At 61.4% G+C, this 13,575-nt stretch carries 10 protein-coding genes; all 10 read right to left on the reverse strand.

Features of this window, described 5'->3' with window-relative positions; translation table 11 throughout:
* Positions 1–54: 54 nt before the first annotated feature.
* Complete coding sequence (gene uidB / locus CVS30_RS03485; protein ID WP_110483916.1) at positions 55–1,485, reverse strand: glucuronide transporter; 1,431 nt, start codon at positions 1,483–1,485, stop codon at positions 55–57.
* A 363-nt stretch (positions 1,486–1,848) separates the two neighbouring features.
* Positions 1,849–3,285, reverse strand: coding sequence for a mannitol dehydrogenase family protein (locus tag CVS30_RS03490; RefSeq protein ID WP_370800329.1), 1,437 nt, complete (start codon positions 3,283–3,285; stop codon positions 1,849–1,851).
* A gap of 8 nt (positions 3,286–3,293) precedes the next feature.
* The gene (uxaC, locus tag CVS30_RS03495) at positions 3,294–4,712 is read right to left on the reverse strand and encodes a glucuronate isomerase (RefSeq protein WP_110484118.1); all 1,419 of its coding nucleotides are present in this window, start codon (positions 4,710–4,712) and stop codon (positions 3,294–3,296) included.
* Between the two features lie 111 nt (positions 4,713–4,823).
* The gene (locus tag CVS30_RS03500; protein WP_245934414.1) at positions 4,824–5,876 is read right to left on the reverse strand and encodes a LacI family DNA-binding transcriptional regulator; all 1,053 of its coding nucleotides are present in this window, start codon (positions 5,874–5,876) and stop codon (positions 4,824–4,826) included.
* A 105-nt stretch (positions 5,877–5,981) separates the two neighbouring features.
* Positions 5,982–7,148: a Gfo/Idh/MocA family protein gene (locus CVS30_RS03505; protein WP_110483919.1), complete on the reverse strand. Its 1,167-nt coding sequence runs from the start codon at positions 7,146–7,148 to the stop codon at positions 5,982–5,984.
* Positions 7,149–7,266: 118 nt separating this feature from the next.
* Entirely contained in the window at positions 7,267–8,127 is an 861-nt protein-coding gene (locus tag CVS30_RS03510; protein ID WP_245934415.1) for a sugar phosphate isomerase/epimerase family protein, read from the reverse strand.
* 76 nt (positions 8,128–8,203) lie between these two features.
* Positions 8,204–9,106, reverse strand: coding sequence for an ATP-binding cassette domain-containing protein (locus CVS30_RS03515; protein WP_110483921.1), 903 nt, complete (start codon positions 9,104–9,106; stop codon positions 8,204–8,206).
* Positions 9,103–10,953, reverse strand: coding sequence for a dipeptide/oligopeptide/nickel ABC transporter permease/ATP-binding protein (locus CVS30_RS03520; RefSeq protein WP_110483922.1), 1,851 nt, complete (start codon positions 10,951–10,953; stop codon positions 9,103–9,105). Before CVS30_RS03520 ends, CVS30_RS03515 begins: the two co-directional genes overlap by 4 nt.
* Positions 10,950–11,891, reverse strand: coding sequence for an ABC transporter permease (locus CVS30_RS03525; protein WP_110483923.1), 942 nt, complete (start codon positions 11,889–11,891; stop codon positions 10,950–10,952). Before CVS30_RS03525 ends, CVS30_RS03520 begins: the two co-directional genes overlap by 4 nt.
* Positions 11,892–11,976: 85 nt before the next feature.
* Positions 11,977–13,500, reverse strand: coding sequence for an ABC transporter substrate-binding protein (locus tag CVS30_RS03530; RefSeq protein ID WP_110483924.1), 1,524 nt, complete (start codon positions 13,498–13,500; stop codon positions 11,977–11,979).
* Positions 13,501–13,575: the final 75 nt, after the last annotated feature.

The following is a 13,575-nucleotide window of genomic DNA, read 5'->3' on the forward strand; positions in this document are numbered from 1 at the left end:
CGGGTCAGACAGGTGGTGCTGGTGAAGCTGTGGTTCGGTAAAGAGTTATGTGGCCTAGGCCTTCTCGTCCGCGTCCCGCGCTTCGAGAGCGTTTTCGAGGCGATTTGCCCGGCGGGCGTTGATCTCGGCGACGATTTCCTTGTGCTTGGCATCTGTCAGCGGGTAGGCGATCATGACAGCGATGGCCAGGAGTGCGAACACCATGGGGAGTAGACCGGAGCCGGCGCGGATACCGAGGATGGCTTGTGCGCTTTGCTCGCCGCCACCGGAAGCGTAACCACCCCAAGCCAGGGCGTAGGCGGCGAGAGCGCCACCCACCGCTTGGCCGGTCTTACGGGTGAAGGAGAACAGTGCGTAGGTAATACCTTCTGAGCGAACCCCGGTGCGCCATTCGCCGTATTCCACGGTGTCGGCTTCCATGGCCCAGACGAGCATGCTGACGAGCATGATGCCCATCTGGCTGATGAGAACACCGGTGAAGGCCAGCCACACCATGGTGGCGGGTGCGAAGAAGACGATCAGACCACCGGCGGCCATGAGCAATCCGGCCACGAGGTAGAGACGCTTCTTGCCGACCAGGGCAACTACGCGGGGCAAGGCAGCCGCGAGGCCGAAGGTCAGGAAGATGTTGACGATCGACATGACCGCGTAGAGCGGCAGGGAGTCCAGCACATCGCGGAAGTAGTAGATCTGAATGGAGCTGATGGCCAACTGGCCGGTCAGGAACAAGAAGGAGCTGATGCACAGGAGCAGGAGCGGCTTGTTGCCCTTGAGCGTTGACACGCTTTGCTTGAGTGAAACCTTGGGAACCTCGCGAACCACACGTTCCTTGGCGGTGAACACGGTGAACATGTACAGGCCAGTTCCCACCACGGCGAAGACGATGGTCAAGGTGGTGAAGAGCGGTTGGAGGTTTTCACCGTTCTTCATCAAGGGAGCGATGAAGATACCAAGGAAGGATCCAACGGCGACGGCACCAATGGTGCGGGCGCTGGCGAGCTTGGCGCGTTCGGCCGAAACCTGCGTCATGGCGCCAGCGAGGGAGCCGAAGGGGATGTTCACGAAGCTGTAGGCCAGGCCTAGGAGCGTGTAGCTCGCGTAGGCCCAGATGAGCATCCCAGTTTGGCCGATCTGCGGGATGGAGAACGTCGCAACGCTCAGCAGCAGCAGCGGGATGGAGCCAAACATGATGAAGGGACGGAACTTGCCGAGCTTCTTGTGGTAGGTCTTATCGACCATGCGGCCGGCAAAAACGTCGGCGAAGGCATCAAAGATGCGAACAACGAGCAGCAGAGTTCCTGCGGCTGCGGCACTGATGCCGACAACGTCTGTGTAGTAGAGCAGGAGAAACATGGTGGCCGTGGTGAAGGCCAGGTTGTTTGCGGCATCGCCGGCACCATAGCCAAGGATGCTGATCTTAGGCAGCGGTCCTGAGCCTTTCGACGCCACCTGAGTGGACCCGTCTGCTTGCTTTTGTGAAGTCATGGTCAATGTGGGCTCCTTTACCCAAATCCTTCGCAGTTGCGCTGCTCCGGACAATACCCACTACGTCCTGGTACGTGGCCCTACGGTGGACCACCACGTGGCCATTCCCTCAAGGAGTGGCCGTCCGCAGCTGGTCAGCTGGCGTGTGAGCTGTATTACCTACTAGTTAACCAGTTAATACAACAAATGGCAACCGCTTGCCATTATTTTCTTTAAGTTCTTTCACATTTCTTTCCCCGCCTCCCCCAGCCGACGACCGATCTCGGTACGGCAGAACGGGCGGTCGTTGCCGGTGCGTGGAAGAAACACCGGCAGCGACCGCCCGTTCAGGGGTGCGCAGAATCGCGAAAAATCACCGCAGCTTTAGGCTGTGAGCTCCTCGATGCGTGTCGCGATAGCAGCCATAGCGGCCTCGTCGGCGGCCAGCGGACCGTCCAAAACGGCCACGAGTGCCTTCAGATCCGCGCCGGGCTCCAGGGCGAGAGCCACCTCGAGCTCCGAGACTGCAGAGTCGGCAATGACAGCCCCTGCCGTGTGCGCGCCCCGCAGGAACGTCACCCAGGCGGCGATCATGCGGGCCGCTCCGGCGCCGGAGCGCCCTGCGGCCAGTTCGGCCTTGAGCACCGGAACGGCACGCATGCGCAGCTTGCTGGAGCCATCCATGGCAATCTGCGCCAGGTGATGGGCAATCCGGGCGTTACTAAAGCGCTCGAGGAGCGCGGCGCGGTAGGCCGGAATGGCCAAACCCTCGGACGGCAGATTCGCCTCCGCCTCATCCCAGAACTCGGTGATCCAGGCGGCACAGCTGGGATCGGCGAGAGCCTCGGCCACGGTCGCATGACCCCGCAACTGGCCCGCATAGGCCATGAGCGAGTGCGCGCCGTTGAGCAGCCACAGCTTGCGGTTCTCAAAGTGCTCGATCTCGTCAACAAACACCGCACCGGCGCTGGCCCAGTCGGGTCGACCTGCCGGGAAGTCGCCGCTGAGGACCCAGTCGCTGAAGGGTTCCGTCACAACAGGTGAGGAATCCGCGTAGCCACATTCGGCCGCCACGAGGGCGATCTCCGCCGCGGTGGTGCGCGGGGTGATCCGGTCAATCGAGGTGCCCACAAAGCTGACATTAGCCTCAATCCAGGCACCCAGATCAGGATCGACGACGTCGGCCAGACCACCAATCGCGGCGCGCGCGGCAGTCGCGTTGTTGGCCAGGTTATCGCAAGATACGACGGCGAGGGGCCCGGTCCCAGCCGCACGGCGGGCCGTCAGGGCCTGGACCAGACGGCCCGCCGCCGTGACAGCGTCGGCGAGGTGTCCGGCGTCGTCCGTGGTGTGGGCCGTCAAGGCGCGCAAGGCGTCAACATCGGCCTGGACCGCGGGGTTACTGAGGTCGAGACTGCCGTCGGCGGCCAAATTGTAGGCGGCCTCCGTGATGGTCAGGGTGACCATGGCCGTGCTCGGGGCGGCGACGAGGCGGGACAGTGTGGCAACATCCGCGCCGTCGTGAGCCTCGACAATGCTCGTCATGAGCTCGAACTTATCGCCGCTGCCGCCACGCTCAATCAGCGTGAACAGGCCATCCTGAGCGGACAAGGCAAGGGCAGCATCGGGACGGCGACCCGTGAAGGCCGCGATCCCCCACTGCGCACCATCGCTGGCGTGCTGGGTGTACCACGCCTGATGGGCGCGATGGAAGGCGCCCAGGCCGAGGTGAACGATGCGGATCGGGGCGGCCGGCGTGGTGCGGTGCAGGGTCTGTGTGGGGCTCATAGCGGGTGCAGTATCCGTTTCAAAGGTAGTCATGGCCGGCCTTAGAGCTTGAAGGCGCGGCGAGGAGCTGCGTCTACGATGTCGACAATGATTTCGTGGGCGCGGGCCTCGCTGACGCGACTTTCGGCGACGAGACGGGCCAGGAAGGCGGCTTCGATGCGGCGTGAGGTGTTGTGGCGGGCCGGGATGGAGCAGAAGGCGCGCGTGTCGTCGATGAAGCCAGAGGAGCGTGAGAAGCCGGCCGTTTCGGTGACGGCACCGCGGAAGCGCAGCATGGCATCGGGGGCGTCAAGGAACCACCACGGGGCGCCGATGAAGACTGAGGGGTAGAAGCCGGCCAGAGGCGCAATTTCGCGGGAGAAGGCGGTCTCGTCGATCGTGAACGGGATGAAGTGGAAGCCGGGGGCCGTGCCGAAGTCCTCAAGCATGGGGCGCAGGGCCTCGGTGTAGCTGACGCCAAACGGGATGTCATGGCCGGTGTCGGCGCCGAACTTGTTGAACGATTCCGTGTGGTGGTTGCGGAATACGCCGGGGTGGATGGTCATGACGAGGCCATCGGCCACCGACATGCGGGCCATTTGGTAGGTCATGTGGGCTTCGAATACGTCGGCGTCGACGGCGTTGGCCTCGCCCTTGCGGGCCTTCTCAAACAAGGCCTCCGCGGTGCTGTCATCCAGGCGCAGGGTCTGCGCCGTGCGAACGCCATGATCTGCGGAGACGGCGCCGTGCTCGACGAAGTACTGGCGGCGGTTTTCCAGGGCGCGGATGTAGCCGGCATAGCCGCTCAAGCCGTCGCCTGCGACGCTGATCAGCGTCTCGACGCGCTCTGCCCAGCCGGCGGCGGCGAACTTGATGTAAGCATCCGGACGGAAGGTGGGGAGCACGCGACCGGTGAAGGTGGGATCCTTCGCGATGGCCGCGTGGGGTGCCAGATCATCCAGCGGGTCATCCGTGGTGGCGAGAACCTCAATGTTGAAGTCCTTGAACAGCTGGCGAGGACGGAACGCGGGGCTCTTGATTTTGGCATCGAGTTCGTCGAAGAGCGCATCGGCATTTTCCTCGTTGACCTCTCGCGTGAGGCCAAAGACGTGCTGGAAGGAGTCGCGCATCCAGTAGCCCGATGCCGTGCCATCAAAGAGCGGCCAGGCCTTGGCAAACTGGCGCCACGTCTCGCGGGGCTTAACGGCCGAGGTGCCACCGACGCGCAGCTTTTCCAGCGGAACACCGCTGGCGTGGATCAAACGGGTCACGTAGTGATCCGGGCTGACCAGCAACGTTGCCGGATCAGGGAAGGGAGTGTCCAGTTCCAGCATGGCCGCATCAACGTGACCGTGCGGGGAGATGATGGGCAGGTTTTCCACCTGAGCCAACAGCTCCCGAGCAATGGCGCGCGTGCCGGGATCGGCAGGCAGCAGGCGGTCCGGATCGGCGGCCGGAGACAACGACGTCGCGGCAGGCATCTGGGAAGGATTGGCAGAAGAAGATGAATGTGACATAGATCAATCGTCCATGTTATTCACCCATTTTGTCAACCGGTTGCCAACCATTGCCATGCGAGTTTCCAAAAAGTGTCAGGAAGCGTTGACACGTCCCGTCGAACCGCGCAAGACCAGCTGTGTAGGCAAGGCGGGCAGCGGCGGAGTGGTCGCCAGCTGATCCACGGCGGCCAGCACGTGCTCGAGGGCCGCGGCACCCAACTCGGTCAGGGGCGACTTGATCGTGGACAACGGCGGGGTGGTGAAATCTGAGCCAAAGATATTATCGAAGCCCAGGATGCTCAACTCGCTGGGGATCTCCACGCCGGCAGCCTGCAGTTCACGCATGAGGCCGATGGCCATAAGGTCGTTGTAGCAAAAGACGGCCGTGGCCGTGCCTGCGCGCACGGCAGCGGCGGTGTGCCGTCCGCCGTCGACCGTTGGCTCGCTTGAGGCCACCACGGAGGCACTCAGGCCGTGCCAATCGCAGCGAGCCTTGATGGTCTCCCAGCGGCGCTGCGACATCCAGGAGCGTTCGGGACCTGCCACATATGAAATCTCGGTGTGGCCCATATCGGCCAAATGCCGCACCGCCTCAGTCACGCCAAACTCGGTGTCGGCAATCAGCGAGGGCACCCCGGCCACGTTGCGGTTGATGACCACGACGGGTTTCTTTTCCGACAGGGAGCCAATCTCTTCATCGGATAGGCGCGGGCTAGCTAGGATGAGGCCGTCGACCGTGGCGAGCATGCGCCGAGCTGTGGTCAACTCTAGCTCTGCGGATTCCTTGGATTCGGCCAGCATGAGCGTGTAGTCTCGGGCCGCGGCGGCCGATTCGGCGCCGCGGATCACATCGAAGTAAGCCGGGTTGGTGATATCGGAGACGATCAAGCCAATCGTCTGGGTGCGCCCGGTGGGCAGTGCTCGGGCAAAGACGTTGACCTGGTAGTTGAGCGTTTCGGCGGCATCCATGATCTTTTGCGCGGTTTTAGCGCTCACCCGGCCGGGCTTACTCAGGGCTCTGGACACGGTGGAGGGGTTAACCCCAGCCAACTCGGCAATGTCGTAGATGGTGGGTGCCGATTTGCCCGTTCGGGGCGTTCGGGCAGTGTCGGCCGATGTGTCGCCGGGCTGGGTCGTGTCAGTCAAGGTAATCCTTCGCAATTGGTTGCCATTGGCAAGCTTAACGCACATCCGGCCCGCGCCGTCGAAAGACGGCCCGGGCCGGATGAGCGTCAAGGCCTCACGGCACCCTTAGGCGCGTTCGGAGTACTTGCCTTCTTCGCGGATGCGATCGTTGAGCAGGCCTAGGAACTCGTCCTCGTCGAAGTCGAGGCTAACTTCCTCGCCCTTCCAACTGGACAAATGAATGGCGTTGGCCAAGCGGACGCCCTTGATGCCATCGGAACCCGGTGCCAGTAGCGGGGTGCCGTCCAGGATGTTCGCGGCAAAGTTCTCCAGAACACCGGCGTGCTGGGCGCCCCAGACCGACTCGAACTCGACAATCTCGGTGGAACGGTAGTCGTCCATGTCCAGCTGGCCGGTGAACAGACGCATCACATCGTCCATGCCCATGCTCTCGCTGATCTCGCGTTCGGGCTTCTTCAAGCGCGTCACGGTGGCGGTCTTGCTGCCTTCCACGACGATCTTTCCCTGGTCGCCCAGGATCTCGAAGCGGTCGGTACCGATCATGTCGTGCGTGGCGGTGACAAAGGTGCCGGTGGCCCCGTTGCCGTAGTCAACCAAGGCGGTGACCTCATCTTCAACGGCAATGTCGCGGCGGAAGCCGTAGGAGACCTTGGCGAAGACGGACTTCGGCACGCCACAGATCCACTGCCAGAGATCCAACTGGTGGGGAGCCTGGTTGACCAGGACGCCGCCGCCCTCGCCGCCCCAGGTTGCACGCCATTCACTGGAGTTGTAGTAACCCTGGGGACGCCACCAGTTGGTGATGATCCAGTTGGTGCGCAGGATATTGCCGATCTCGCCGTTGTCGACGATCTCCTTCAGGCGCTGGTACAGCGGGTTGTTGCGCTGGTTGAACATGATGGCGAAGGAGAGCTCGGGCTTGCTGGCCGCAAATGCGTTGAGTTCAGCAACCTGCTTGGTGTAGACACCTGCTGGCTTCTCGACGAGCGCGTGGATGTTGCGCTTGAGCGTTTCCATACCCATTTCCGGGTGCAGGAAGTGCGGCACGCAGGTGACGACGGCGTCAACGTCGCCGCTGTCCAGCATGGTCAGGTAGTCGTCGTAGACCTTGACACCCGGGTATGTTGCTGAGGCGAGTTCACGCTTGGCCGGGTCGGTGTCCGTGATGGCGCCAATCACCATGTTCGGGACCATGCCGTCCGTGATGAACTTGGCATAGGCGCCGCCCTGCTGGCCGATGCCGATAATGCCCAAACGTACTTTGTTACTCACTGGTGGTACTCCGTTTCATAGCAGAAAAATCGGGATGTAGTTCTTGAGGGCCGGGCGGTTGTGCCCACGCCCGCGAGGGGTCCTCGGCCGAGGTACGAGGCTGGGGACCGGGTGGGGATTAGAAGAGGTTGCCGAAGCCCATGGCAGTCAGGTTGCGGTGCGATGTTTCCAGAACTTCCCACACCGTGCGGCCGTAGAGTTCGTCCTGCTCAACGAGCAGGTACTGGGCGCCAGCAGCTTCCGCTGCGGGGACGATCGAGGGGAAGTCGAGGTTGCCCTCGCCCACCTCCGCGAACTGGACCACGTTCTTGAACTCGGTCATGAAGTTCACGAAGTCGCCACTTTCCAGGTACCCGAGGGCCGACTCCGGCATCATGCCGATCCGGTAGTCCTTCAGGTGCACCATGGCCGTGTTCCCGGCGTACTTTTCGAGCGTGCGTACGGGGTCGAGGCCGCCGCGCTGAACCCAGTGAACGTCAATTTCCAGGCCCATGGCCGGCGAGTTCTCATTGATGATGTCCAGCATGTACTTGCCATCAAACTTCGCGAACTCGATGTGGTGATTGTGGTAGTACAGGCTGATGCCGTGTTCTGCCAGACGTTCGGCGTAGCCGTTGGTTTCCTTAGCAAAGTCCACCACGGCGTCGATCGAGGTCATCGCACCAAACGGCAGCATGCCAATGCGCAGCAGGTTAGTGTCAAGGCGCTTAGCGTCGTTGACGATCTTATCGAAGTCGTCCTTGAGGGACTCCCCCGGGCGACCCACGGGCTTTTCCATCATGACCGACAAAGAAGCCACGACCATGCCCAATTCGGTCTGCGCGCGCTCCAGCTCGGAGACGTTCTTCTCGTCCATCGGGACCTGGGAGATCTCGACGGCGTTGTAGCCCAGATCGCTCACCTTGCGCAACGTCTCGAAGGCGCCCACCTCAGCGAAGCTGTCCTTGAGCATCATTGCCTGTACACCGATTTTTGCCACGATTTTCCTTTCATTGGAAGGCGCCTAGGCGCCTTCTTTTTTGACACTGTAATTCCTGGGTGAAACTCTCCGACGGTTATGACACCGGCAAGGTACTCGCCTCTTCGAGCCGCTGGACTTCCAGCAGCGCGTGTCGCTCGTCGCGGCGTTTGGCCTGACGGTCCGGATCCGGCACCGGCGACGCCAACAGGAGCCGCTGGGTGTAGGGGTGCTGCGGATCACGAGTGATTTGTTCGGCTGTGCCCTGCTCCACGATTTCACCGTGGTACATGACGGCAACACGGTGGCTAATATGACGCACCACGTCCAGGTCGTGCGAGACGAACAGGTACGAAACTCCTGTGTCCTTTTGGATCTGCAGGAACAAATCCAACACGACGGCCTGCGTCGAGAGGTCCAAGGCACTGACGGGCTCATCGCACACGATCAACTTCGGCGACAGTGCCAGAGCCCTCGCGATAGCAATGCGCTGACGCTGTCCACCACTGAATTCGCGGGGCAGCCGGTTGATGGCGTCGGAGGGCAGGCCCACCTGATCCAGCAATTCGCGCACGCGCTTGCGGGCCGCTTCGGGCGATTGCCCCTGAACACCGAGTGGCTCGGCGAGGATGTCGCCAATCTCCAGCGACGGGTTCAAGGAGGTGTACGGGTCTTGGAACACTACCTGCAGATCCCGACCGAGGGAGCGGCGCTGCTTCCGATCCGCCTGCGTGATGTCGTTACCTTCAAACACCACCGTGCCCTTGCTGATCGGGGCGAGCCCAAGAATAGCCCGGCCCAGGGTGGTCTTGCCGGAGCCCGACTCCCCCACCAGCCCCAGGGTCTCCCCTGGTTTGATGTGGATGTTGATGTCCGTCAGGGCCCGGAAGGGCTTGCGGCGGAATCCCTTGAGTGGGTATTCCACATCGAGATTGTCAACGGTCAGGATGTTCTCACCCTGAGGTTCGACGGCGGATCGCTTACCTTGGGTGCGTGTCACAGTCCTGCCTCCTTCTCGTTGTCCGCGCCACCGGCGCTTGCGCCGGCGCTCACCAGCATGGTCATGGGTTCCTTGCCCTCAAGCATGGAGCCGAGCAGCTTTTGCGTATAGGGGTCCTGTGGGTTGCGGAGGATCTCGCGAACATCGCCCTCTTCCACCATGCGACCGTCCTGCATGACCGCTACCCGGTCGCACAGGTCAGCCACGACGCCGAAGTTGTGCGTCACCAAGATGACGCCAACATTGAGGCTCTTTTGCAGATCGCGGATCAAGTCCAAGACATCTGCCTGAACGGTCACATCGAGTGCCGTGGTGGGCTCATCGGCGATGATCAGATCGGGCTCACAGCTGATGGCGCCGGCGATGAGAACACGCTGTGCCATACCGCCGGAGACCTCATGCGGATAAGCGTTGAAGGTCTTTTCGGGGAACCGAATGCCGACGTCGTCGAGCAGTTTTAGTGCCCGCTTCTTGGCTTCGGATTTTGAGATCTTCAGGACGCGCACCATAGGGGTGACGAGCTGGTGCCCGATCGTGAAGGCCGGGTCCAGGTTGCTCATGGGTTCCTGCGGAATGTAGGAAATCCTCTTGCCGCGGAATTCGCTCAAGCGACTCTGGCTGACGCTGTCATCCGTGGGGGCAACCGTGTACTTACCATCGAACTGGATGCTACCGCCCACGATGCGGGCGGCCTCGGGCAAGAGCCCTAAGATCGAGAATGCGGTCTGGGACTTGCCCGATCCGGACTCTCCCACAATGCCCAGCACCTCACCACGATCAACGTGGAAGGACACATCGTCAACGACCTTCTTGACGGAGCCATCCGCCTGCGGGTAGCCAACACCAAGATGGGAGACCTTGACGAGGTGGTGCTCGGTTCCTGCCGCAACAGCTTCGTTCTGGGTGCGACCAGGCGCCGTACGGCTGTTCAAGGCTGCTACGGAGCCACGCTTGGCGGGCTTAATCTTCTCAGCATCTTCGAGTGCGTCACGGACCGCATTACCCAGCAGCACGAGGGCGCCGATGGTTAGGCCGATAGCGAGGGCCGGCCACAGCAACAGTGTGGGGTTGAGGTAAACGTTCTTGAAGCCTTCGCTGAGCATGACACCCCAGGTGGCAACCGTGGGATCACCCAAGCCCAAGAACTCCAGACCAGACTGAATGCTGATGGCTACACCGCAAACGATCGCCGTCTGGATGATGATGGGGGCACGCACCACGGAGAAGATGTGGCGAGCAATGATGGAGGCATCGCTCAGGCCAGCTACTCGGGCGGCATCGACATAGAGTTCGTTGCGGACTGACTGGACGGCTGTCCTGGTCAGTCGGAAGTAGCCGGGGCTCAGCAAGATACCGAAGGCGACCATGGAGATCCAGACGGAGGGGCCGAAGGCGGCACGAACCGTCAACAGTACGATGATGCCGGGCAGCGCCATGAGGATGTTGACCACCCAGTTGGCGACGCCGTCGAACTTTCCGGCATAGTAGCCAGCGATCAGACCGGCGGGGAGGCCGATTCCCACAGCCACCGCGGCGCAGAGAAGTGCCGAGAGCAGCGTGGTGCGGGCACCAAAGACCAGGCGGCTCCACACATCACGACCCACGCTGTCGGTGCCGAGGAGGTTCGTGGAATCGGGGTTTGCGAGGGTCTTGCCAATGTTGGCAAAGTTCGGGTCAAAGGGGGCCAGGACATTGGCCAGGATGGCCAGAAGCACCACAAGGGTCAAAATTCCGACGGCGATCAGACCCATGGGGTTCTTGAGGATCTTCTTGATCACATGGGACCTGACGACGGTCCCCTTTTGTCCGACGTCGCTCTGATCGGCGAGGACTTCGATTTCACTCATGAGACACGCACCTTGGGATTCAGCCAACCGTTGATGAGATCCACCAAAAGGTTGACAATAATGACGATGACGACGGTGTAAAGAACCACACCCATGACGAGCGGGATATCGCCCATGGTGGTGGATTGGACGGCCAATGCGCCCATACCGGGGAGTGCGAAGATCTGCTCGATGATCACGACACCACCCAACATGCCGATGAATTGCAGGCTCAAGACGGTCAGCCCGGCCGGCGCGGCACTGCGCAGGACGTGCTTGAACAAGATCTCGCGTTCGCTGATGCCGCGGCTGCGCAGGGTGCGGACATAGTCCTTTTCCAGCTGCTTGATGACGGCACTACGGATCTGTTGAGCCGCGCTGGTCACACCGTTGATGACGATGGCCAGGACAGGAAGCGCAAGGGAGGCGATCCAGGCCGCGGAGCCCGAGTCCGGTGAGATGCTGCTCGTTGCCGGGAAGAGCTTGAGCTGAATGGCAAAGACCGTCACCAAGATGATGGCCATGACGAAGCTGGGGATCGCGTCACCGATGACGGCGGCCGACTGTACGGCCTTGTCAATCCATCCGCGCTTCACAGCGGCTGCCATGCCGAGGGCCGTGGCAATAATCGCGATAAAAATGATGGACACGATGACCACGGTCAAGGTGACCGGAAGGCGTGTCATGAGAGCTCGAGCTACAGGCTCCGAGGTGAACCACGAGGTGCCAAGGTCACCGGTCAGTGCATGTCCGGCCCAGGCAAAGAAGCGTGGCAGGAGGGCCTGATCCAGGCCGAGTTCGATTTCCTTGGCGGCAACCTGTTCCTGGCTGGCAAATTCACCGAGGATGTTTCGGGCGATGTTGGCCGAGGAAAAGTAGAGAAGGAAGTAGGTGAGGAAGGAGATTGCGGCCAAGACAACAACGCCGGCGGCAAGCTTTCGCAATATAAACGTAACCATCAGTCGCTCCAGTGCGCTGGTCAGAAGGATAAGGGGACGTTGGGAGACGGAGGATTGGGCTCCGTCTCCCAACGAGCTGGGTCCGCTACTTGGCGGGGGCGTAGTTGTAGATCGAGGGGATTGCCTGCTGCAGCTGCGGCTCGACAGTGATCTTCTTGTTCGTCAAGTACATCTGGTTGAGGCGGAAGAACGGCACAAACCAGGCGTTGTCAGTCACGTACTTGTTGACGTCCTTGGCCTTTTCGGCACTCTGCTCGCCACCGTTCTGCACAGCGTCGATCATGGTTGCCAATTCCGGCGTCGTTGACTTGAAGGGGTTGTACAAGGCGGAGGTGGAAATCATCTGGTTGATGGCAACCCAGGGCTCTGCCTGGTACAGGTTGAAGACGGCTGCCGAGTACTTGGCTGCTGCCAGGTCCGGCACGTAGTTGGCAGCAGGAATGGTTTCCAGCTGCACCTTGATGCCGATGTCGCCCAGCTGCTGCTGGACGGTTGCCGTGATCGCTTCGAAGCCGGTCATGGTCGGAATCTTCAGCTCAAATCCGTTGGGGTAGCCTGCTTCTGCCAGGAGCGCCTTAGCCTTGGCGGGATCGTACGGGTAGCTGCCATCCAACTCGTCAACATAGGCTCCACTTTCGGGGCCGAAGACCTGGTTGGTGGGCGTACCTTCGCCCAGGTACTGCTGCTCGAGAATCGTCTTGCGATCGAAGGCGTAGTTCATAGCCTGGCGGACCTTGGGGTTAGCCAGTTCCGGGGTGACCTTGCCGTCGCGGTCCATGAGCAACAGACCCTGCCAGTCAACCTGGCTTGTTGTGAGGGTCAAGCCGGCGGCCACAGCCTGCTTGGACGTCTTGGGATCGAGCAGCGTGGCATCCACCTGACCGGAAACAATGGCGTTGGTGCGTGCCGTCACGTCCTGGAGGAACTTCATGGTGACCTTGTCAAACTTCTGCAGGTCCTTGTTCCAGTAATTGGCGCGCTTGGTGAAGACGTATTGTGAGCCCTTCACCGTGTTGGTGGTATCCAGTTCGTAAGGACCAGATCCTGCCGGAACCGTCTTGATGCCCGTGGTGCCCAGTGCTGCGGGGCTACCCATCAGGCCGGCGGCCAGGCTCAGGTAGTACGTGAAGGCCGGGTCCGGCTCGCTCAGGGTGACGGCCACGGTGGCGGGATCAACCACGGCCACGCTCTCCAGCGATGCGACCTGGTAAGCGTCGCGACCCTTGGCCTTCTTGAAGTGGTCGAGGTTTGCCTTGACGGCTGTTGCGTCAAGCTTTGCGCCATCATTGAAGGTGACGTCGGTGCGCAGCTTGAGGGTCAAGACGGTGTTCTCAGCGTTGTACTCCCATGATTCGGCAATCATGGGCTTGAGCTCTCCGTCAGGTGCGCGAAGGATCAAGGTGTCATAAACGGCCTGGTAGTACGGCATCGTGTGACCGATGTGGGCATCAGCTGGTTCGAAGGACACGAGGTCCTGCAACAGGCCGATCGTCAGCGTGGTGGTAGCTGCGCCGCCGTTAGTGCTCGTACCGCCACCACCGCAAGCGGTGAGGGCAAGCGCCGCGGCCGTGAGGATGGCCATGACTGTGGATTTTGGACCAAACTTCATTGTTGGCTCCTTGGTTCATAAGGGATGAGGATCATTCAAAAATCAATGTGTCGCGCGCCACATTTGATGTTGTAA

It is taken from the genome of Arthrobacter psychrolactophilus, assembly GCF_003219795.1.
GTDB classification, from domain to species: domain Bacteria; phylum Actinomycetota; class Actinomycetes; order Actinomycetales; family Micrococcaceae; genus Specibacter; species Specibacter psychrolactophilus.